At 37.3% G+C, this 22804-nt stretch carries 25 protein-coding genes; 5 read left to right on the top strand and 20 right to left on the bottom strand.

The features are described 5' to 3' along the window. Window positions 1–13: 13 nt before the first annotated feature. Both speD and QUG14_RS25265 read left to right on the top strand, forming a co-directional pair. The gene (gene speD / locus QUG14_RS25270) at window positions 14–394 is read left to right on the top strand and encodes an adenosylmethionine decarboxylase (protein WP_289343214.1); all 381 of its coding nucleotides are present in this window, start codon (window positions 14–16) and stop codon (window positions 392–394) included. Window positions 395–424: 30 nt separating this feature from the next. Continuing rightward, the gene (locus tag QUG14_RS25265; protein WP_289343213.1) at window positions 425–871 is read left to right on the top strand and encodes a hypothetical protein; all 447 of its coding nucleotides are present in this window, start codon (window positions 425–427) and stop codon (window positions 869–871) included. A gap of 36 nt (window positions 872–907) precedes the next feature. Here the strand turns inward: QUG14_RS25265 and minD are convergent, their stop codons facing one another. The 19 genes from minD to QUG14_RS25170 all read right to left on the bottom strand — a co-directional run bounded on the left by minD (window position 908) and on the right by QUG14_RS25170 (window position 18419). Then, complete coding sequence (gene minD, locus QUG14_RS25260; protein WP_289343212.1) at window positions 908–1711, bottom strand: septum site-determining protein MinD; 804 nt, start codon at window positions 1709–1711, stop codon at window positions 908–910. A gap of 1 nt (window position 1712) precedes the next feature. After that, window positions 1713–2393 (bottom strand): septum site-determining protein MinC, encoded by a 681-nt coding sequence (gene minC, locus QUG14_RS25255; protein ID WP_289343211.1) that lies wholly within the window; start codon window positions 2391–2393, stop codon window positions 1713–1715. A 136-nt stretch (window positions 2394–2529) separates the two neighbouring features. Further along, window positions 2530–3048: a rod shape-determining protein MreD gene (gene mreD, locus QUG14_RS25250; protein WP_289343210.1), complete on the bottom strand. Its 519-nt coding sequence runs from the start codon at window positions 3046–3048 to the stop codon at window positions 2530–2532. After that, on the bottom strand, window positions 3045–3926 hold the full coding sequence (gene mreC, locus QUG14_RS25245) for a rod shape-determining protein MreC (protein WP_289343209.1): 882 nt from the start codon (window positions 3924–3926) through the stop codon (window positions 3045–3047). The genes mreD and mreC overlap by 4 nt, the downstream gene beginning before the upstream one ends. A 224-nt stretch (window positions 3927–4150) precedes the next feature. After that, a complete protein-coding gene (locus QUG14_RS25240; RefSeq protein WP_289343208.1) occupies window positions 4151–5173 on the bottom strand; it encodes a rod shape-determining protein in 1023 nt (340 codons plus the stop codon). 154 nt (window positions 5174–5327) lie between these two features. After that, the gene (radC, locus tag QUG14_RS25235; RefSeq protein WP_289343207.1) at window positions 5328–6017 is read right to left on the bottom strand and encodes a RadC family protein; all 690 of its coding nucleotides are present in this window, start codon (window positions 6015–6017) and stop codon (window positions 5328–5330) included. A gap of 44 nt (window positions 6018–6061) precedes the next feature. Next, the gene (locus QUG14_RS25230; RefSeq protein ID WP_289343206.1) at window positions 6062–6631 is read right to left on the bottom strand and encodes a Maf family protein; all 570 of its coding nucleotides are present in this window, start codon (window positions 6629–6631) and stop codon (window positions 6062–6064) included. Window positions 6632–6852: 221 nt separating this feature from the next. Further along, window positions 6853–7929, bottom strand: coding sequence for a hypothetical protein (locus QUG14_RS25225; RefSeq protein ID WP_289343204.1), 1077 nt, complete (start codon window positions 7927–7929; stop codon window positions 6853–6855). Between the two features lie 110 nt (window positions 7930–8039). Further along, on the bottom strand, window positions 8040–8474 hold the full coding sequence (locus QUG14_RS25220) for a type II secretion system protein (RefSeq protein WP_289343203.1): 435 nt from the start codon (window positions 8472–8474) through the stop codon (window positions 8040–8042). 38 nt (window positions 8475–8512) lie between these two features. Further along, on the bottom strand, window positions 8513–9271 hold the full coding sequence (locus QUG14_RS25215; protein ID WP_289343202.1) for a pilus assembly protein PilO: 759 nt from the start codon (window positions 9269–9271) through the stop codon (window positions 8513–8515). Next, window positions 9268–10044 (bottom strand): PilN domain-containing protein, encoded by a 777-nt coding sequence (locus QUG14_RS25210; RefSeq protein WP_289343201.1) that lies wholly within the window; start codon window positions 10042–10044, stop codon window positions 9268–9270. Before QUG14_RS25210 ends, QUG14_RS25215 begins: the two co-directional genes overlap by 4 nt. Next, window positions 10044–11039 (bottom strand): type IV pilus biogenesis protein PilM, encoded by a 996-nt coding sequence (gene pilM, locus QUG14_RS25205; protein WP_289343200.1) that lies wholly within the window; start codon window positions 11037–11039, stop codon window positions 10044–10046. The genes QUG14_RS25210 and pilM overlap by 1 nt, the downstream gene beginning before the upstream one ends. 16 nt (window positions 11040–11055) lie before the next feature. Continuing rightward, window positions 11056–11811: a prepilin peptidase gene (locus QUG14_RS25200; protein WP_289343199.1), complete on the bottom strand. Its 756-nt coding sequence runs from the start codon at window positions 11809–11811 to the stop codon at window positions 11056–11058. Continuing rightward, window positions 11811–12248, bottom strand: coding sequence for a prepilin-type N-terminal cleavage/methylation domain-containing protein (locus tag QUG14_RS25195; RefSeq protein WP_289343198.1), 438 nt, complete (start codon window positions 12246–12248; stop codon window positions 11811–11813). The genes QUG14_RS25200 and QUG14_RS25195 overlap by 1 nt, the downstream gene beginning before the upstream one ends. 140 nt (window positions 12249–12388) lie before the next feature. Then, entirely contained in the window at window positions 12389–13594 is a 1206-nt protein-coding gene (locus QUG14_RS25190; RefSeq protein ID WP_289343197.1) for a type II secretion system F family protein, read from the bottom strand. Continuing rightward, complete coding sequence (locus QUG14_RS25185) at window positions 13587–14636, bottom strand: type IV pilus twitching motility protein PilT (protein WP_289344234.1); 1050 nt, start codon at window positions 14634–14636, stop codon at window positions 13587–13589. Before QUG14_RS25185 ends, QUG14_RS25190 begins: the two co-directional genes overlap by 8 nt. Before the next feature lie 13 nt (window positions 14637–14649). Beyond that, complete coding sequence (locus tag QUG14_RS25180) at window positions 14650–16311, bottom strand: GspE/PulE family protein (RefSeq protein ID WP_289343196.1); 1662 nt, start codon at window positions 16309–16311, stop codon at window positions 14650–14652. Between the two features lie 18 nt (window positions 16312–16329). Beyond that, entirely contained in the window at window positions 16330–17619 is a 1290-nt protein-coding gene (locus QUG14_RS25175; protein WP_289343195.1) for a G5 domain-containing protein, read from the bottom strand. 20 nt (window positions 17620–17639) lie between these two features. Next, on the bottom strand, window positions 17640–18419 hold the full coding sequence (locus QUG14_RS25170) for a hypothetical protein (RefSeq protein ID WP_289343194.1): 780 nt from the start codon (window positions 18417–18419) through the stop codon (window positions 17640–17642). Between the two features lie 266 nt (window positions 18420–18685). Here QUG14_RS25170 and QUG14_RS25165 point away from each other — a divergent pair, with 266 nt between their 5' ends. Genes QUG14_RS25165 through QUG14_RS25155 form a run of 3 tightly spaced genes read left to right on the top strand, consistent with a single transcriptional unit; the run spans window position 18686 to window position 20962 of the window. Continuing rightward, complete coding sequence (locus QUG14_RS25165; RefSeq protein ID WP_289343193.1) at window positions 18686–19126, top strand: type IV pilus modification PilV family protein; 441 nt, start codon at window positions 18686–18688, stop codon at window positions 19124–19126. Window positions 19127–19133: 7 nt separating this feature from the next. Beyond that, window positions 19134–19610 (top strand): prepilin-type N-terminal cleavage/methylation domain-containing protein, encoded by a 477-nt coding sequence (locus tag QUG14_RS25160; protein WP_289343192.1) that lies wholly within the window; start codon window positions 19134–19136, stop codon window positions 19608–19610. Continuing rightward, the gene (locus tag QUG14_RS25155; RefSeq protein WP_289343191.1) at window positions 19610–20962 is read left to right on the top strand and encodes a hypothetical protein; all 1353 of its coding nucleotides are present in this window, start codon (window positions 19610–19612) and stop codon (window positions 20960–20962) included. Before QUG14_RS25160 ends, QUG14_RS25155 begins: the two co-directional genes overlap by 1 nt. A gap of 84 nt (window positions 20963–21046) precedes the next feature. On the opposite strand, the gene QUG14_RS25150 is transcribed toward QUG14_RS25155, so the two are convergent. Beyond that, entirely contained in the window at window positions 21047–22762 is a 1716-nt protein-coding gene (locus QUG14_RS25150) for a sensor domain-containing diguanylate cyclase (RefSeq protein WP_289343190.1), read from the bottom strand. Between the last annotated feature and the right edge of the window lie 42 nt (window positions 22763–22804).

Genomic DNA, 22804 nt, shown 5'->3' with positions numbered 1-22804 from the left:
GAATGATGATACTTTGACCAAAGAAGGAAAGCATATTATCATTGACGCATTTGAGTGCGATTCTACCAATCTAAATGACATCAATTTTTTAGAGAAAATGTGTAAAAAGGCAGCTCTTGATGCAAATATGGAGATTTTATACTCTTACTTTCACCAATTTGAACCACAAGGTGTAACTGGGGTACTGGTTTTATCCACTTCGCATTTATCCATTCATACATGGCCCGAAGAGAGGTATGTGTCTCTCGATTTTTATACTTGCGGAACATTAGAACTTACTCCTCAAGTAGAATTTCTAATAAAAGAATTGTCTTCTAAGCAAGCGATGGTTTACTCCATTTCCCGAGGCGTTTCTTATCCTCAAGTGATTAAGTGCGAAGAACTAGGCAGTTAACATTGCATATTCAAACCAAGGTGGAAATATATGAGAACCAAAAACGTTAAGCAATTTACCTATGGATCATTATATAAACAGGAATTACCTGATGGAAAAATTATTCTTCTCAGCACTGGCAACCTTATCGATTTTAATATAGCCGGCCCCTACCAAAATACTAGACCTGATATTGCAGCAAATAGAATTACAGTTTTCAAGTCAGGCGTATATCAGATCACAGCAAATGTTTCTGTTATTTTAGAAGAAGAACAATCGGCAGAATTCAACATCAACCTCCAGCCAGATGGATCTGACCCACTTATAGGATCTACCTTTGATGCAAAAGGCATTAGTACCGTCACAGGAATAAATGTTCAGGCATTTCTGAATGCTGGAGATTCAATTGGAATTTTTATTGCTGACGCATATAACCCCAAAATTAAACTCCCACGATATAATAGAGCCGCTCTCACACTTCAATTACTAGAATATTAAAAAGCCTGTCCACGAGGTGTGAACAGGCCTTATTTATTATCTAACACCAAAAAACTTTTTAATTTTACCAAAAACGCTTTTATTTGCTTCCTCTAGCGGCTGCAATGGAATGGATTCCCCTAGAATACGTCTAGCAATATTTCGGTAAGCGATGGACGCTTTACTATTTGGATTTAAGGCAATCGGTTCACCGTGATTGGAAGCTTTAATGACTTCCTCGTCATCTGCGACAATTCCGATTAACTCGATCGATAAATGTGTAGTGATTTCATCTACATCTAACATATCGCCGCTTTTCATCATATGATTGCGAATTCGGTTTATAACCAATTTCGGTGATTCAATGGTATTAGCCTTCTCTAGCAGGCCAATAATTCTATCGGCATCACGGACTGCAGATACTTCAGGGGTTGTGACGACAATTGCCCTGTCTGCCCCTGCAATGGCGTTTTGGAAGCCTTGTTCAATTCCTGCCGGACAATCAATGATTATATAATCATAGTCTTGCTTAAGTTCATTTATTAGCTTGTGCATCTGTTCTGGCTTAACCGCTGATTTATCAACAGTTTGCGCTGCTGGAAGCAAATACAATAAATCTTCGAATCTCTTATCTTTTACGAGAGCTTGATGGATTTTACATCTTCCTTCTACTACATCCACAAGATCATAAATGATACGATTTTCCAGTCCCATTACGACATCTAAATTTCGAAGGCCAATATCCGTATCTACTAAACATACTTTTTTGCCTTGAAGGGCCAATGCTGTACCAATATTAGCAGAAGTCGTAGTTTTTCCTACGCCGCCCTTACCGGATGTAATTACTATTGCCTCTCCCACATTAATGTCCCCCTTCTAATCTCGTCAAATTAGGCCTTAAATTTATTAAAACTTGCAATCTATCTACGATGATTTGATGGTTATCGTCGATATAAGCACATTCCATTTCACGTTTTTCATTATTTTGAGCTTTATCAGGTGAACGATTTAGACAATCACTAATCCTTAGCTGTGATGGCTGCATACTCGATGCGGTAATAACCGCTTTTTCATTGCCCAAAACCCCTGCATGAGCAATCCCCTTCAAGGATCCCATGATAAAAATATTGCCGCCCGCTATCACGGTTCCGCCTGGGTTTACATCACCAATGAGCAACAAATCTCCTGGAACTTCTAATACTTGTCCCGACCGAACAATTCGTGCCACGGTAACCACTTCGTTCTCTGCTTTTAGTTTATCTACATCAGCTTTTAGGACAACATTTGATTCAATCGCATCGACCACTAAATTCTTTTTTTGGCGAATCAGATCTTTTATTTCTTCACGCTGAGCGTCATCCAAATACCTGTTGCCAACATCAACCTTAACAGGGGTTAATTGACGCTCAGCTTGAGTGGTTTGGTTTGCCGAGAGTTTTTCATCGAGCTCCTTCTTCAGCTCATGATAGGAACAGCTATCATCAAGATGAAGGACAATTCCATCCTTCGTACCTTTAATCGTTACATTTTGCCGCTTTTTCATGGAGAAAACTCACCTCAAATAATAAGAAACACATTTGTGCCTTCAAATAAGGCACCCTTCTATCGATAAACATACTTTTATTATACAATTCGACACGCTTTGTGTATTCTCCTTTTTTAAAAAAGAATTACAAATATCATTCATCTCGTAAACTTTCCGCAAAACTTTCAAAATGACGCTTTAAAGGGTAACTGGCAATCAATAAAAAAGCTCCATTTAGAATGAGCGAAGGATATAAACGCATCTCCAGAAAACTCATAAATTCAAGTGTCGTGATATGGATTAAATAATCCATTTCATAAACACCTAATTCTAGCAAGGTAATTCCCACTAATGATACTAAAAATGCGACGATTATATTGGTTTGCAACACGTGCATGATTTTTGAAAAAAGGTACGCGATAAAAGGAAATAGGAAAAAGTAAATCCCGATAATCTCAATCCAGACAATATCAAATAATAGACCAAAAATGGCCGCGTAAATGATTCCGTATTTTCTGCCGGCATAGATGGTTAAAAATAAAATTCCTGCGAACAGAAAATGAGGAGCTAAAATATAGTTGTGACCAAACACCTCATGTGGGGTATATTGGGCAAACAAGCTCTCTAATAAGAAAAGGAATAGAAACAAAAGAGGAAGTAGGAATTTCTTCACAAATCCTCCTCCTCCCCTTCGCCCATATCCGCTTTAGCAGGCTGGGTCATTGTTCTTGTAATGACAATAATGTTTTCCAAATCATAGAAGTCCGCACCAGGTTCAACTAAAGCCGTTTGATTTAGTCCGTATTGGTCTGGTTTAACATCAATGACTTTCCCAATTGGTAATCCTTGTGGAAAGACACCGCCTAGACCGGAGGTGATGACATTTTGTCCTTTTTTAATTTCCACACCTGAAGGAATCGCTTTAATTAATAGTGCCTTTTTCTCTTTATCATAGCCTTCGACAAGTCCATTAACATTTGTTTCGCCTTGGACGATGGCCGATATCCGATTCTTCGGATCCATTGCGCTCAATAATTGAACCGTTGAGCTAAATTGATTGACGGTTTTCACTTTGCCAATTAAGCCATGTGCGGTCACAACGGCCATATTTTTTTTAATACCGTCTGTTTTCCCTTTATTGATAATAATCATTTCATGCCAACGATCAGGGTTTCTACCTATTACGGTTGCCTGTAAAGGTTTAAAATCTCTCAGGGTCTCTTCTTCACCGAGAATATCACGCAGCTCTTTATTGTCCTTTTCCAGCTCTTGTACCTGTGCTTCAAGGCTAACAAGTTTCTCCATCCGTGATTTTAATTCTTTATTCTCTTCATATGTATTTTGCAAGTCCTGAAGATTCTCAAAGAAACCTGCCACTAAATGAGTAGGCTTTGAGACCAGGGATTGAACCAAGCCGGCAGTATCCTTTAGGAACTGCTCCGGCCAGGATAGTTTACTTCTCTCCCTTAACGAAAACCCAATCAATGCCACGAGAACAATAATGCTAACCAGCAAAACGATCAATCGTTTATTCAAAAAGAACTGTGGCATGATTATACACCTCTATTTTTATGTCTGTGTTAAACGTGGAGTTGATTTCCGCTCCACCAAGGAAAACTCCTTGAATAATCACCGCAGTGACAGGCGCTCTTTGCCTGTCGCTAGGCACTTCGCTTTCCGCGGGCGACCGCCGAGCCTATCTCGCTTCTCCCACAGAAGTCATCGTGCCTTCCGCGAAAATCAACATATAGTTTTAACACTACCTTTATTATTTGTTATCTTGATTCTTTAGCTTTGTTTTTGAATAGTTGAATATGGTCTAAGGCTTTTCCAGTACCAATTGCAACACAATCAAGCGGATTTTCCGCTATAAGGACGGGCATATTGGTTTCTTCACTAATTACCTTGTCCAAATTACGAAGTAGTGCTCCACCGCCTGTTAAGACAATTCCCCGATCCATAATATCGGCAGCAAGTTCCGGTGGTGTTTTTTCGAGTGTATTTTTTACAGCCTCGACAATCGCATAGACGGTATCTTTTAAGGCAACACCAATTTCTTTCGCTGTGATTTCGATTGTTTTTGGCAATCCCGTTAATAAATCACGTCCGCGAATCTCCATATTATCGATACCTTCAGAGTCACCAGCAGAACCAACTTCCATTTTAATCGCTTCAGCAGTACGCTCACCAATCATTAGGTTATAATTTTTGCGGATAAAAGTAACAATCGACTCGTCCATTTCATCACCGGCAACACGAATAGATATGCTTGTTACAATGCCGCCTAAAGAAATAATCGCTACTTCTGTTGTCCCACCGCCAATATCAACCACCATACTACCGGTTGGCTCCCATACAGGCAGATTTGCGCCAATAGCAGCTGCAAATGGCTCTTCAATCGTATAAGCGTCCTTGGCCCCTGCTTGACGTGTTGCATCAATCACAGCTCGTTCTTCAACAGCGGTAATCCCAGATGGCACACACACCATTACGTACGGCTTACCAGAGAATATGCTCTTACTTTTGATTGCTTGACGAATATGGTGTTTCATCATCGCTGCCGTAATTTCAAAATCGGCAATGACGCCATCCTTCATTGGTCTCATTGCAACCACATTTCCAGGTGTACGACCTATCATGTTCTTCGCATCATTACCAACCGCTACAATTGCTTTTGTGTCAGTCTGCATAGCCACAACCGATGGCTCTCTTAATACAATCCCTTTACCTTTTACATAAACCAGGGTATTTGCCGTCCCTAAGTCAATACCAAGGTCTCTTGTCCCAATACCAAACATACTTGTATCTCCCTTTCTGATCCCTAAATAGCTAAAGGTAAGTAAATATACCTTAATTCATCATTATTTTCTAGTAATTTATATGATTAACACGAAAGATGTCCTAAAAAATCATAAACATTATTATATCCCAACGTCAAATAAAATCATAGTATTATAAGTACCCTTTTTCTTTAAGGCTGACAAATTTATTTTCGCCGATTATCAAATGGTCAAGCACGTCGATGCCTATCATTTTCCCACATTCCACAAGCCTCTTGGTGACCTCAATGTCCTCACGGCTTGGTGCAGGATCGCCACTAGGGTGGTTATGGAGGCATATGATAGAGGCAGCTGATCGTTTTAAGGCCTCACGAAACACCTCACGTGGGTGGACGATAGAGGCGTTTAAACTCCCGATAAAGATGGTTTGTTTATGGAGTACTTGGTTTTTCGTATTTAAATATAAACAAACAAAATGCTCCTGTGATAAAAAGCGCATGTCATTCATCACATAATTGGCACCATCTTCTGGTGAGCGGATTACGTAGCGGTCATTATAGTTTAGGTTCGCTATTCTCCTGCCGATTTCAACAGCTGCTAGTACTTGGATGGCCTTCGCTTGTCCAATCCCCTTAATTTCAGTCATTTCTTCTAAGGTGGCCGCCTTTAAAAGCCGTAAGCCTTCAAAATTTGTCAGCAAACGGTTGGATAATTGGAGGACACTTTCATCCTTTGTACCAGTTCTAAGCAAGATGGCAATTAGTTCATGGTTTGATAAACTCTCTGGACCATTTTGAATAAATCGCTCTCTTGGTCTTTCGTCTTGAGGAAAATCACGGATCATTAATGAATTAGTCGACATTCTAGTTCCTCCCTTATAGTAGGGAGTTAATGAACTATAAAGCTTTATGACATCTGGTAGCCTAGCCTTTTTAATTCGCGATACGTCCTTGCGACCGGCAAGCCGACAACCGCAAAATAGTCTCCATTAATTTTTTTGACAAGCATACTTCCAAGCTGCTGAATCCCATATGCACCTGCTTTATCAAGCGGCTCACCACTTTGTGCATAAAAATTGATTTCCTCGTCCGTTAACTCCCAAAACCATACTTCTGTTCTTTCATAAAAACGCGCTGTTCCATTCGGAGACAAAATGGATACACCCGTGTACACATCGTGCTTTCTTCCCGAAAGCTTTTTCAACATTTCTTTTGCTTCATTTTCGTCAGCTGGCTTTCCTAAAACCTGATTATCTGCTACAACAATCGTGTCAGAGCCAATGACAAATGCATTCTTGTTTTCTGTAAAAATAACCTGTGCTTTTCGCTCGGCAAGATCCATTACTACATCCTCTGGAGAAAGCGTTGGATCAAAGCTTTCATCTACTTCACTGCTTGAGATTGTGAATGTTAAACGGAGGTTTTCTAGAAGTTCTTTTCGCCGTGGAGAAGAAGAGGCTAAAATGAGGTTCTGCATTCAATCACCTTACCTTTGGCATTAATTAGGGAGATACATGTTAATCGTATCAGAATTTGTAGAAGCAAACAATTTTTATATCATTAAAGTTCGAAGAAATTTGTCAATTTATACAAAAAAATAGTGTCAAAATATTTAGACTTTAATAGTAAAAAAAGCCTGTCCAACAAAGACAGGCTTTCTCTAATAATAATTTCCCGGAAAATATCAGCTTTTGTCGATTACAATGAATAATAAGTACTAAGATAGTTTAATAAATGCTGTTGTGCTTCAACCAAACTATCTTTATTCTTTTTTTCTTGAAAACCTTTGACCTTATCTAAGGCACTCGATAATTCTGCGTTTAGAGTTTTCACTTTTTCATTTTTGATCTCTTTGGATGATTGCAACTTATCACCCAAACTCGTGACTTCTTTACTAGCATCCGCTGAAATGCTGCCCGAAACAATAGCATTGGAAGTCACCTTTGAGAGTTGTTGAAAAATGGCAGGGGCAGCCTCTAAAAAGCTTTTTTCCGTTGCATTTATATCTGATACATTTTTTTCAGCAATAGCGATTGGCTTTGGCAGTACATCATCAAAGCCATTACCTTCATAATGAACTTCCATTTGCTTGGCTGTTTCAATAGAGTCTGCCACACCTAGGAACATAAATTCCTTTTCATTCATTGTGAGTGTTTGAGCCGGCGCACCTTTACCTTTTGCTTCATTTGCTGCTCCAGTGGCTGCATCTTTGGATGAGAAGGCACCACCTTGAACAATAAAAGCGGTTTGGGCTCCCAGAACAATAGAAGTTGTCTTTCCATCGCTGCTCTCCGCCCCCTTCTCAGTCCCGTTACCTACAACTTCAGGCTCAGTTACAACCGGTTTACTGTTATCTGGGATAACTAGTTTAAGCATTAGTGCGCCAAAGCTCGTCCCAATCAAGATAGCAAAAACTGCTGTTACTAAAATAGACTTTAATATACCGCCATTTCGTTTAATTGAAAAAGTAGAAAACGAAACAGACTTCTTTTTCCCGCCCTTTTTCGAATTCTGACTACTTACTATTTTATATTCCTTAATGTCATTTTCTGCAGATTCAGGAATAATCCAGTCGAAACTTTCATCCATCGACTCCTTGGCGGCAGCAGTCTCTAAAAAAACATCTTGATCGTTAAAGTCTTCGTCTAGTGTTGTCACTTTAGTTAAAGAATCTTTACTAGATTCTTGTTCCTTCTTAATCGGCTCTTCTGAGAAAGTTTGGGTCTCTCCATTTAACTTTATTTTGATGGTATTGCCACGATTCGGCTTGTCCACTAATTTATAACTCCTCTCTACCAATAGCAATTTCTACCATCCTATCATATAGACAAAAAAAAATAACAAGACTTTTGTCGTCTTGTTATACAATGCTTTCGTCAATTTTTTTAATTATTTAATTTAAATGTTATCTGGTCTACTGAGATATTATCTACCGGAGCGCAAAGACTACGGTGATATCCATCAAGACAGACGCTTGATATTTTGCCATCTATTACTTCAACAAAAGTATCCGCTGATGGCGGTAATGCATTACCTGTATAAGGATCGTGGAATTTATTTAGATACTTTAAGTCATATAATTCCACATAAGTAATTTTATCTACACTATTTTTATCCTTAATTTTCTCATCATTTAGATATAAATCGGCTGCATGTACAACCGTTAATGCATTATTAACAAATGTCTTGTCTTTTGAGCTCGCAATTACATTAGAGACAGAAACAAGGCCAATTGATGCAATAATACCCAAAATAACAATGACTGCCAGCACTTCAACAAGAGAATATCCATTTTCATTGAAACAAATTATTTTTTTCATGGTAATAACCCTTTTTATGAGTATTTAGAAAGGTAATTCTAGTTAGCATCTGAAAATGCGTTTAATGGATTTTTCTTATTAGCAGGTGCTGGAGCGTCGATTTTTGGAAGTTCAGCAATTAGATCATCTAAACCTGGCAAGTAATAGGCAGAAACAGTAAGAGTATAAGATAATGGTTCATCAACTTTTTCAGGATCAAGAGTCGTTATTTCTTCTCCACCAGAGTAATTAATGGATTCGACAACGACAATTCGTTTTAATGATTCAAGTGTTGCGATGAACTTTTCAATATCTTCATACTTAGATGATTCAACACTTAAATTCACAGTCAATTTCTTTAAACCAGTTGTAGTAGCTGGAGCAGCTTGTTCTGCCTGTGTTTCCTGAACGGTTTTAACCTCAGGGACTTCCGTAGTCTCAGCAGTCTCAGAAGCAGAAGGAGTTACTGGTTCCATCGGTACATCAGCATCTTTTGAAAACCCCATGCTGAGAATCTTGCTATTTGATACGTTCTCCGCCTTTTCAAGATCCAAAATAAACTGTTCCTGTAAAGCGCTAACTGGTACTTTCTTCTGTAATTCTCTTGTATCTTCTGTTACCTGTTTAGTTTCATCAAGCTTTTTTTGAGTAATAGATTCTAGTAACTTTTTTTCAGTCGCCAAAGTCTGTTCTTTCGTTTCTAAATCTGATTTTAATGGAGAAAGCTTAAAAAATTGAGCAAAAACGACTAGCAAGACGATTAGAAGAATGCCAAACAATAAAATAAGTTTATGCTTTTTTGAAAAACTTAGTTTCATGATTGTGTCACTCCTTCCTCATCTTCGCTCCCTTTGTTGAGTAGCTTTTTAATCGTTTCTTTATTAAAGGTAATTTCAAATTGTCCAATATACCTTGGTAAAACATCTACTTTTTGCTGTTTCGCTGCTGTTTCTTCGGTAATTGTAGTAGGAGCAGCTGGAGTGATAATGAAACTATTCGGGTTTTTTGGGTCCATTGTGACTACTATTGCTTGGTTATTAGCGTTCGTACTAGTTTGTTGACTCTCAGTACTCTGAGTGGTTGTTGATGTTGTAGTTTCTGTGGTTTCTTCTTGCTCTTTTGCAGTTAAAGAACTTAGATTAGCATCATCAATCCAGTCAGATTCATTTAAATTATCTAAGAAAAACGCAGCCTCACGCGCACTATCAAATTGAACAGAAATTGTTACTGTTCCAGCCTCTGTATAACCAAAAGTTTGGATAAAGCCACGTTCCGGTAATAAACCTGTCAAATGCTGCATAACAGGAATAGTCTTAATTGGATAACTATTAGCCCATTCAACAGCGCCTTTTAGAAGTGTAATAGACAATTCTGATTCGCTTTTATTTGCATTCTTTTCTTCTATCGCAGCTAATTCCTTTGTCATTTTAATTTGACTATCCATATTAGCAATATCACTTTTAGTCGATTGGATTTGCAAGATATAATACGTACCTAGGGATAGAAAAATAACTGCCAAAGCAGCAACCAAAATAAAAAAGCTTTTTTTTCTAGGTTCTTTTTGGGGAAGCAGGTTAATTTCTACTAACATCATTTCACCTCTTTTAAAGCGAGACCTAAAGATAATAATAGATTAGCCGGTACGCTTCCTGTTTTACCATTTTCAATTCCTTCCTGCTCAATCCTCTCAACAGGAATCTCAAATCTTTCGTTCATTTCATCAAAAATCGCTGTTAGCATCGGATGGTCACCATTTAAAAGAAACTTTGTGATATCCTTTTTTTCGTTCGATAGTGTATAGCGATAAAAATCTACTAACTTGTTAACTTCATTCAAAATATCTTCAAACTGAAGGACTAATTCCTCTGTATCGCCCGTGTATTTAAAAACCATCGTACCAGTCATGTCTTGTTTGATATCCCATTTATCAATGTCAAACGGAAGTGGAAACTGTCTCATGACAAGAGGAACGGTCTCTTCAAAAATGCACAAGTTAACACTTGTTAAGTCAAACTGGACCGTAAACAAAACCTCATTTTCACTTGCTTGACCAATTTGATGGAATAAACGATACAATGCTAAAGGTGAGATATCTGCTGCAATTGGATTGAGCTTCAGACTTGAGAATAATTCCGCATATTCCATTACATATTGTTCAGGGGCAGCAAACAAAAGCAGATCCTTTGTCTTCCCGTTATTCACGAGTGGAAAATAATCAAAGACTGGTTCTTCAAATGGTAAATGAATACTCGAACCAAGTTCCAAATATAAATATCCTTTGATTTCATCATCCTGAACATCTGCAGGTATTGAGACTTTACGGATAATCACTAGTGGATCAGGGACAAGAAAACGAACTTGACGACCTTTAATTTTCCATTCATCAATACACTCTTCGAGTATATTTGCCAGCGAATCAATATCAGTAATCTTCCCTTCGGTAATAACCCCCGGGGGAAGGAAGCGTTCGCACCATTTTTGTGCAGCAGGGGGGTTCGCTTGTTTTAATTCAACAAAACGAACCGAATGGTCATTTACTACCAGGTTAACTATTCGATTTTTTGATGAAAAGAGGGAAAATGCCATAATTATTACCCCTTACTTAAAAAGCTGTATTAAGAAACTGTAAGTATAAATCGATGAGTTCCGAACCCCAATAATAAGCCGTCAACGTCCCGGCTGCAATAAATGGACCGAACGGAATCGGTTGCTTTCTTTTGACAATTTTAAAAAGCAGCGCCAAACCGCCAATGACGGCTCCAAATAATGTAGAAAAAAAGAAGGATAAAAGTACTAGTTTAAAACCTAATACGAAACCAAGTACAGCATAAAGTTTCACATCTCCAAAACCCATTCCGCCTTTACTCACTAGTGCGATGACAAGCAGAAGGACAAAACCAGTAGCAGCACCTAAAAGGCTGTTCCACCATGGTGTGAGAGGGATAAAAATCCGTTCCAATAAAAAAATCCCTGCAAACCAGATTAAGATCTTATCAGGGATGATCATATAGTGAATATCAGATACAACAATTATGATAAACATTGAAATTAGGGTAAGTGCTACCACTAATTCTCCGGACCATCCAATCACAAGTGGAGCAGATACAAACAAAACGCCAGTTAGTAATTCAAAAAACGGATATATAGGAGAAATCCGCGACTGACAGCCGCGGCATTTCCCTTTTTGAAAAAGATATGAAATTACTGGAATAAGTTCATATGGTTTTAATTGATGCCCGCAGCTTGGACAGGCCGAACGTGGGGTTACAATTGATTTTTCCTCTGGTATTCTTAGGCCAACTACGTTAAAAAAGGAGCCAAGAATTAACCCGTACAGAAAAGTGAGAATTGATAACATTAGTTTGTAAATTCAATCAATTCTTGTTCTGTTGCTCCAGCAGCATCTGCACCAGGAACATGAGTATTAGCTGCATGATTATCTAAATAATAAGTGTACTTGCCAGATGTAGTATTATGTTTTACTGTAACTTTAAATCCTTTATCTTCTACACGGTCTAAGAATTCTTTTAGATTATCTTTTCCTGTAGTTTTCGCAGTAGCATAGTCTAATTCAATATTAGTTGTGTCTGGGTTGTTAGCTACGTACATCTTTGCTGCATTGATAATTTGTAGTCCTTCTTGAACCTCTGCTTTATTTTCTGATTTAGAAATAACATTCCCAATCGCGGGGATAGCAATTGCAGCAATAATCCCTAAAATAACGATAACTGCTAGTAATTCAATTAACGTGAAACCTTTTTGTTCCTTAAGTTTTGATCCTAATTTTTTTAACATTTTACATCTCCCTCTGGTTCTATGAACCTAGTAATATTTCTCTATGAGTATACAATAAATGTAAGACAATGAAAAGAGAATTTTATCGTATTATGTCTTGATTTTAATGGTTTTGTAATATTTGCTGGTTTTTTGTTACATTAACTCATTTGGTCAAACATTGAGAACATAGGCATCATAATCGAAAGTACGATCACTCCGACTACACCAGCTAGAAAAACAATCATAATTGGTTCAATTAATGATTTAAGTCGATCGGTTCCTTGTTCAACTTCTTTCTCATAAAACTCAGCAATTTTAGATAACATCGCATCTAATGCTCCTGTACTCTCACCAATGGATATCATTTGCGTTACCAGTGGTGGGAAGGCCCAGTGATTCATCATTGGTTCTGTCATCGAGCGGCCTTTCTCAAGAGAATTTCGAGATTCTCGTATTACTTTAGCAATTACTTCATTTTCTACAACCTTTTCAACAATCGACATTGCCTGCAATATTGGGACAGAACTAGAGAATAGAGAACTTAGTGTCCGCATCATTCTTGCTAATGCAGCTTTTTGCAGCATATTGCCAAAAATCGGCATTCTTAAAAGAAAATAATCTAAATAATATTTTGTTTTTTTATTTTTTTTCATATAATAAATTGAAAAGACAAATGCTAAAATAACTAGTAAAACTAGCCACCAGAATTTTTGCATAAAACCACTAGCATTTAAGACAAACTTCGTAATTCCTGGAAGCTCAGCTCCCATGTCTTCAAACATTGTAACGAATGTTGGAACTACTCCTACCAATAAGAAGATTACGGCCCCAATTGCTAGAACCCCAATAACTGCAGGGTACGTCAATGCAGACTTTACCTTTGATACAGTATCATGTTGTTTTTCAAAATCGTCTGCTAGTTTCTCGAGCGTTTCGTCCATATTTCCTGCGACTTCGCCAGCTTTAACCATATTAATAAACATTGAGTTAAAAATCTTTTTATGTTTAGCAACAGAATCTGAATAAGGATTTCCTTCACGTAAATCCTGTTCAACAGCTATTAGTGCCTTTTTCAGCGCTTTACTCTCTGTCTGTACCGCTAGAATCTCTGTTGCCTCTACAACCGTTACCCCAGCTTTTATTAACGTAGCAAATTGTCGTAAATAAATGACAAAATGCTGCAACTTAACAGGGTTCCCAATTGTCAGTTCCATCGTAAGCAGGGTTTCAGGTACCTCGGTCATTTCTATGACACGGATACCTTCTTCTTTAAGTTTAGCCATTGCCTCTCTTCTGGAAGCAGCGGTTACTTGTCCCTCTTTTTTCCCTCGTTTGTCTCGTCCTGAATATTTAAATCTAGCCATCCAGCATCATCTTTTCTTGTAGATATTTGTTTGCTGCTTCTCTCTGAATTAGATTCCGATCAATCAAGTCTTTAATACTCATCTCAAGTGTATGCATTCCTTGAGCGCGAGAAGTTTGCATTGTACTCTGGATTTGATGGATTTTTTCATTTCGAATTAAATTGGCTATCGCCGGATTATTAACAAGTACTTCTGTAGCAGCTTTCCTGCCTTTTTTATCAATTGTTGGAAATAAACGTTGTGAAATTACGCCTACTAACACGGATGCCAACTGAACACGTATTTGTGGCTGCTGTGCAGGTGGAAATACGTCGATAATACGGTTGATCGTTGATGGTGCACTTGATGTATGGAGCGTCCCCAATACAAGGTGACCTGTCTCGGCAGCGGTAATCGCAATTCCGATTGTTTCTATATCACGCATTTCCCCGACCAGAATGATGTCTGGGTCTTGGCGAAGAGCCCCTTTTAAACCATTTGCATAGGACTTCGTGTCAAAGCCAACTTCACGTTGGTCAATAATTGAGTTTCCATGCTTGTGTAGATATTCTATCGGGTCTTCCAATGTGACAATATGCTTACGCATGGTTCGATTCACATAGTCAATCATTGAAGCAAGTGTCGTTGATTTACCACTACCAGTTGGACCAGTAACCAAAATTAGCCCCTGAGGTCTCTCCACAAGCTCTGGAACGATTTTGGGCAAATCTAGTTCTTCAATAGTAGGGGTTTTGGAAGCAACTACCCTTAGTGCTAATGACACACTTTTCCGTTGATGATAGGCATTAACACGGAAACGAGAAACTCCTGGTATACCATAAGAGTAATCAAGCTCCCCTTTTTCCTTAAATAAATCATACATATTTTCAGGAATAGTTATTTTCGCGATTTCTTCTGTATCTGGCGGAAGCAAAATATCCTTTCCATACCGTTTAATATCCCCATTAATACGAAAGATGGGCGGGACTCCGACGGTAAGATGGATGTCGGATGCCTTAAATTCTAATGCCGCCCGCAGTATATTTTCAATTTTTTCTCTCATCATGTTTGTTCTCCTACTCCAAGATGGCTACACGTAATACTTCTTCTGTTGTAGTTAAACCTTGTTTTACCTTTAATAGACCATCATCAATCAAGAAGATGGTTTTATTTTTTATTGCATGATCTTTTAATTTATGAGTTGAGTCTTCATTCATAATAATTCTGCGCATATCATCGTTTAAGACGAGTACTTCATGTAGGGCAACACGTCCTTTATAACCGGTCATATTACACGATTGACAGCCTTTGCCACGGTTAATCTTTTCAATTTTCATTCCCCGGCGCGCAAATATATCGATTTCACGTTTCGTTGCTTCTTGAACCTCTGCGCAATCACGGCACACCTTACGTACTAAACGTTGTGCAACAATTCCAGTTAAAGATGATGCAATTAAAAACGGTTCAACCCCCATATCAATTAACCTTGTAATGGTCCCTAAGGAGTCGTTGGTGTGCAGTGTACTAAGCACTAAGTGACCTGTCAAAGAGGCTCGTACAGCAATCTCCGCGGTTTCTTTATCACGAATTTCTCCGACCATGATAATGTTTGGATCTTGGCGAAGAATCGAACGTAGTCCAGCAGCAAAGGTCATTCCGACATTACTGTTCACCTGAATTTGATTAATCCCTTCAAGCTGATATTCAACTGGGTCCTCAATTGTAATGATGTTCACTTGTTCACTGTTTAACCGATTAAGAGCGGCATAAAGCGTTGATGATTTACCTGAACCAGTTGGTCCTGTGATTAAGACAATCCCTGTTGGCTGCTCAATCATCTCTGAAAATCGCTTCAGGTTTAGGGCATTAAAGCCAATCTTGTTTAAATCATTTAAGGCTGCTCCCATGTCTAATATCCGCATAACGATTTTCTCGCCGTAAACCGTCGGCAAAGTAGAAACACGAAGATCGATAGGGTGGAAATCTAGATTAATTTTAATCCGTCCATCCTGTGGAATACGGTTCTCCGTAATATCTAGATTGGACATAATCTTAATCCTTGCCGTTAGGACACTGCGCATATGTCGAGGCAATACTCTTTCAACTCGGAGCACACCATCAACACGATATCGAATAACCACTTTTGTTTCTTGTGGATCAATATGAATATCACTTGCCTTTTGTATAACAGCATTGTTTAAAATCTGATTTACTAGACGCACAATCGGTGAATCGAGGTCATTAATATCGTCATCTCGGCCCCGTTCACTTGGAGAAAGCTCATCAAAAAGCTCCTCTAGCCCTTCATCGACATTGTAATATTTATTAATTGCCCTTAAGATGCCTTCTTTTGTTGCTATAGCGGTTTCGATTTGAAAGCCAGTTGAAAGTCGAAGGTCATCGATGACGATGAAATCCATCGGATCCACCATGGCTACAAAAAGTTTATTTCCTTCTTTTTTTAGAGGAACGATTAAATTACGTCTTGCCGTTTCTTTCGATATAAGAGAGAAAAGATTGGTATCAAAGGGATACTGCATCAAGTTAATATGCGGTATACCTAATTGATACTCTAACACTTCCGCCAACTGCTGATCTGTTATCAAGCCTTTTTGCAGAAGTGCGTCACCTATTTTCTGATTGGGTGCTTTCTCATCCAATGTTGATTGGAGTTGTTCAGGGGTAATTAACCCTTCCTCAATTAACAAATCTCCTAGTCGTCTACGGGTTTGTTTCATTTTTTATCACTACTTAGTTTATTTTGGTTGTTCATTTGGTTTCCCCCAAAGGCCATCATTCGAATCTTGTTCGTTAATTTCCGAAGATGTTGTTGGATTTCCAGTAGGATTAGTTGTTGCTGTGTTAGGTGTTATTGTAGATGCCTGCTGTGTTCCTGTTAATCCATGGACCTCAACACGGTATACAGGTGGGTAATAATCTTCTGATAGTAGCTCACTCGTAATCATTTGTTCACCTTGATAAGTTTCACGTAAAATCTTAACGATTTGTCCATCTACACCGTTCGTTTGCACCTTAGACTGTCCTGGAAGTAGTAAAGGACTATATTGAACAATTGTTTTTGGTTTTAGTTGCTGTTCCTCTTTTTTACTGATTACATAATTGTAAAGGAGCTTTTCTCCCTTCAGAGTAACAATTAAATCATTATTCACTAATTGTAATCCGAACTTATATGGAGTTGTATTAGGATTGACAATAATTAAATCAGCACCGTTGGCAACATTAACCTTCGCTTCAAATCCTACGGCAGTATAATTAGGAAGAGCACTACTTATATTTCTTTCGGTAATCTTAAAGTTTGTCGGTAGAATTAATTGATATATGCCGGTCGCAATCATGCTTAGGGATGACGAGTTTTCGATCTTCTGCTGTTTTGCAAAGTCAAGTAAGGAAAAAGTTGCACCTTCTGCAATCTGGATTTCTGGATTTGCTGAGATTATTGCCGCTAGGTCATTGGGGATATCTGTTAACTGGACAATTGCTTTACTTATCACATTGTCTTTATTACTAGCGTCAGCAATTAAATAATCATTATTCAAATTAAATAAATAGGTACCTTGTTCAAACTTTGCAGCAGTACTTACTAAATCCGCTTTGAGTTTGGTAAGTTCAAGTCGATTTGCATCAACTTGGGGAAATTGAAGTTGAATCTGGTCTTGAACAGGCATGATATCGATGTTCATCGAAACTGTATTGTTTTGTCCGTCCTTAATTGAGTAGACTGTTTGAGTTGCATCGAAACTAAAGAGGTTTATGTCGAATGGCACAATTTTTTCACTATATTGCAGATCAAACTTTGTGTTTTTTACCCATTCAACATATGTTTCTTCTAACAATGCAATTGTTTCACTTTCTGTTTTTCCGGAAATATTGATTGAACCAATTGTTGTTCCTTCTGAGTATTTTCCATCAGAAGAATTGGTTAAACTTTCGAATGCTTTGACACCAAAATGGGAAGAACTAAAAATAACTGCTGTGCTTAAAAACAGGACAACAAATAATTTAATAAATGCTTGATGTTTTACCAAACTTTATGCCCCCCTTCCTACTATTTCTTTTGTAGTTCAAGTACTTTTTTTGGTTTGCTATCATCTTTGTCAGTTGTTGCAGCGACCTCTTTAAGAGCAAATAATTCGTCTAACTCAAAGTCGTCCAATTCAGGTTCTATGATAGAGCTTTTTTCTTCTTCCTTGATTACAGTAAGTTCGGCTAACTCATCTAACCAGTTGCCTTCATCAAGTGACTCTAGTTTATCATCCTGTAAATCTACCTTTTCATGGGTACTAGCCTCTAGCAGACTTTCAATATCTGATAAATAACCAACCTCAAGTACTTCATCCTCTTTGAGTACCCCACTACTGCCTTCAAGATCTCTTTCCTGTAAGAAGGAAATATCTTCTTCTAGCGAATCAGCAGATGCTGTATTTTCATCTCTTTTAGATGTAGAAGATGAAGCCGTAATTTCCAATTCCGATAAATCCATTAATTCTATATCTAACGTTTTCTCAGTTTGGTTTGAAACATTAAAAGAAGAGGGGTTATCTTCAAATTCAAATTCAACTTCATCTAAGAACTTCTCATTAGTCAAATACATAACTTTCCCTAAACGGCCGTCCATAATATAAGATGCAAAAAAGGAAAGAGCGAGTAAAACTAAAATTGTTTGCCATACAGGAAGGGCAGAAACTGCTGCAAGTCCACCCATTGCTAATAATCCACTTGTTACAACAACGATCAACTTTCCTTTTTTCGTGTATCCAAGCGGTAATAAAAAATGAATCAATAACATCAGAAGCATAGAACCTAATACCCAAATAATTGTTAGCATTCATTCACATCCCTTTTTATTAGTGCATTTATACTAGGAAACTACATTATCTATCAAAAAATTATACTGTTTAATGGCAAATACAAAAATTAGACAAAATTCGTCTACTAGATATTGTATAATACTTTTGGATAGTTTAAAAGAAGGTGGAAAACATTTATAGGTCATTATTACTGAAATTTGTTATTTTTTGTCTGAAAAATTTGATAGAATGTATCTATTAAATAGAAAATATACTATTTTCTGCCCAGAAGGGAATGGATTATATGAATAATATCAATAGTGAGAAGGGCGTTACCTTGGTCGAGGTACTAGTATCCATTACTCTTTTATCTATCGTTCTAATTACATTAATGAACATTTTTCCACAAATGGGAATGATGAATAATCATACTAAACTAAAAGCCCAGGGAATAAACACAGCAAAAGAAGTTCTTCTTAAATGGCAAAATGATAATGATAGGATAAAGAATTTTTTTGCTACCCCAGATGTATCGGTAATTCCAGAATATAAACCAATTACCGGCAACGCTTATAATTTCGAGTATGTAAATGGAGATTTTTTAGTAAATGTTAAAATTAATAAAAACTTCAGTAAAGAATCTGACATCTATAACGCACATCTTATTGTTGTAAAACTATATAACAAAAATAAAACAGATATAGTCGTTAGTGAAACATACGGCTACGTAAAAATTAGGAGATGAGTTTTTAATGCGTGATGAACGCGGCTTAACACTGGTAGAGGTTTTAGCTACTTTAACAATACTCTCAATTGTCAGTATCATTATTTGGAGTATTTTCTTCCAAGGTCTTAATTTTTCAAAAAAAGCAACCTCAAAAAACGCTATGATACAGGAATCCAATATTATTATTTCCAACCTTACCACGATCCATCGTGGAGAAAATAAGTATGAGATCACCAGCACAGGTACAAATAATTGTGAGATAACCGTTACAACAGATATTAGTGACACAGAAAAACAAACTCAAACCTTCACTCATCCTCAGATGTGCTTTGAATTTACTTCCGATATTAAGAATAAACAAGTAGGTGATCCTGAACCGAATAAAATAAATCCAAATGAGAATGATGTTAGTCTTACCATTACAGTTAAAGACAACAATGATTCTACTAACAAAGTAACTACAAGTACTTATCTTTATAGAATGAAGGGAGTTGGATATTAGTGAATAATTCAAAGCAAGAACAAGGATATGCTCTCATTACCGTAATGCTTATTATTACAGTCTTTACTGTTTTAGGTTTCACCTTCACTGCGATGGCTTTTAATAGCGTTAAGCAGACACAAAAAGTAGAGAAAACATCTCAATCAGTAGCCTTAGCAGAAATGGGGGTATCCTATTTAGATGTTGCCATTCAAGACATCTTTAAAAATACTAAAATTGAGATTGAGGGAAAAGTAGCGAGGAAAGAACTAATATCCGTACCACAAGTAATAGATTACATGAAATCATCCCTAAAAACTGGAATAAAAAATATTACACCCGAACAGATAGATCCAAACTCATCTTATTCCATTGTTAAGGATGATGATAAGATTGATATAATTGCTATAGGAAATTTGTTGAAAATAAAAGTTAATGTTACGGGGACAAAAGTTAATCCAAGTAGTACTGAGGATACGGTTAGTACACTTTTTGTAGAAATGGCAATTAACAATCTTGGTGATATAAATATAATAAAAGCGGATGATGCAACTGCTCCTGAAATTACTTTTGGACAAGTAACAAGACCAGATGTAGCGGTTGCAGCTGAATGCACGAATCCATTATCATTTGCAAATATTGGCCAAAGTAACGGGAACAACGGTAATGGGCACAATGGGAATACGAATAATAATATCATTTGTGCAGATGTAATAATTGATCAGCCGGTAGGTGGAATCAAAACTTATACTGGTCAAAACGATGTAAATGTCGAGAAAGTTTATTCAACAGTTGGTTTAAATTTCACTGGTAATCTTAACAATAGAACAGGATTAGAAATGTATGCTATTTCACTGCAATTAGGTTCAAACTTTATTAATCCAAAGGAGGTAGTTGTAGAAACGAAACACAACCTTACAATTGGAAGTAACGTTCAGAATACAGATCATACTAGTTTTTATGTTGGTGGGCTACTTAATATTAATGGTCACCTCGATTTAGATAAGAGTTCAAGAGTATTTATTCGTGGAACAAGAACTCCAACTGAAATTACTAATAATGCAAGGTCTACACTTAATGGGCATTTAAACATACTTAGTGGTTCTAGAATGTGTGTGAACGGAGACTTAAAAGTAAAAAATGAGTTAACCATATCTGAACAATATGGTCTTATCATTAAGGGGAAGGTTTATGACTTCTCTACACCTGCTAGAGTAATAGAAGATGCTAATATATATTATGTAACGGAAGATACAAATAAAGATTGGTTAGAGACAATGTGTGGAAATACTTTTGACGAAGCCTCTACATTAAACAGTATTGAATGGGGTAACTTAACTAACGCAGTTATCAATGATGTTACTTATGATTAATAATAGAAAAGGTGAAAGAAATTAGTGCTAGTATCACTAAATCTTTCACCTTTTTTTATATTTACTTCTCCTAGCCCACTTTTGTTAACAAGAAGAATACTCAGCAACCCTGTTCCGCCCAGCCCTCTTCGCTCCAACATACAACGCTCTATCAGCATGTCGGATCAATGCCAATGGATCTTCAGCATCTTCAGGCGCCGTTGCAACCCCAATGGATGCCGTTATCTTCGCCTGGTGTTGAGTAGGATCTAATGAATGTTGCATTGAAAATGGCCAATTGGCAATGGCTTGTCTGATCATTTCTGCCATCTGGTAGGCTTCTTCTTTATCTGCCTCTGGCAGTAACACAACAAATTCCTCGCCACCATATCGAGCCACAGTTCCACTGGTACTGACTATTTTACTCAGTCTTTCCGCTAATTCACAAAGAATTTCGTTTCCACTTTGATGTCCGTATGTGTCATTTACTGCTTTAAAATGGTCGATATCAAGAATGATTAATGACAAGACCTTTCGTTCAAATTGAAATAGTTTATCGAATTCCTCTGTTAGTAATTTTTCAAAGTAGCGGTAATTATATAAATTTGTTAATGCACAACGCTCACTCTGTGTCTTTGTTAGTTCATAATGCTTTGCATTATCAATCGCTACGGCAAAGTACGAACAAAGAATGTCGACAATCATTAATTGAGATTTTTCATAGGCATGTTTTCGCTTTGACGCTAACATCAATACCCCAATTACTTTTTTGTTTCGAACAATTGGAACAGCCAATACACTTTCGGCATCAGCAGGGATATAGCCTTTCGAATATTTTCTCCACTCTTTTTGAGAATCATATAAGAAGCCTTTTTGCTTATCCCAAGCGTACCCGCTTATCCCCTCATTTTTCTTAATCCTAGGCATTTCACTGGTTATTCCCGAACCGCTTTCTATCCTGCGTATTAATTGAAGCTCGTCCTCACTCACGACATCGAGGATATAGGCATAGTCAACCGGGAGCATTTCACTTAGTTTTTGAATAAAAAGATCAATAACCCCATCGACCTCTATTCGTTCGGCCATTTGATGGCCAATTTCAGCCGCATTTTGTAGATATTCATTCACTTTTTCACTTGAATAATAAAGTTTAAAGATGATTGATAAACTTGCGAATGGAATGGCTATAAACAATAAGGCCAATAAATCTTGTTGGTTATAAAACATATATAGGACAAAACCAAGTGGCAGCGTAATAAATGTAGTAATGGTTTCTACCATGAAATCCTTGCCGAAGTAAGATTCCTTACTTTTATAGATGAAGTATAAATAAAATGAAATGATGACCTGATTTAGAGAGTAATTTACAACCGCATATAATGCTGCTAACCATATAGAGTTGGGGTCATTTATTAAACTTGGCCCTGTTTGCCCTCCAAGTGCGTAGTAAACGACTCCACTTACTAAAGAAACAAGGAAGAACATGATCAAGTTAAGTGGAACACGGAAATATTGATCCTTTTGAACTCTTAGTCTTAAAAGTAATACGATGACGGCTACTTGAGCAAAAACCATTTCAATAAACAATCCAAAGCTTAAAAATGACGCAAGAGATACCCATTGAATTAAAAAGATAGGAGTATTATTTATAACCATCGGCATAAAAGCAACGACAGAAGTTAATATCAAGAAAGCGAATATATCTAACCATTGGCCTGAGAGTTGAGGAGGAAATGTTTGATAAGTAAACCACATACCTGCTGGTACAAGCAATAACCATACAAGAAAAATAGCCTTTTTCGTCATTGGATGAACCGCCATTTAACTCCCCCTCCTATCTTCATTTATTTTGAAATCAAGATG

The sequence above is a fragment of the Neobacillus sp. CF12 genome, assembly GCF_030348765.1.
Lineage (GTDB): Bacteria > Bacillota > Bacilli > Bacillales > Cytobacillaceae > Neobacillus.
This window is presented reverse-complemented; position numbering and strand designations above follow the sequence as displayed.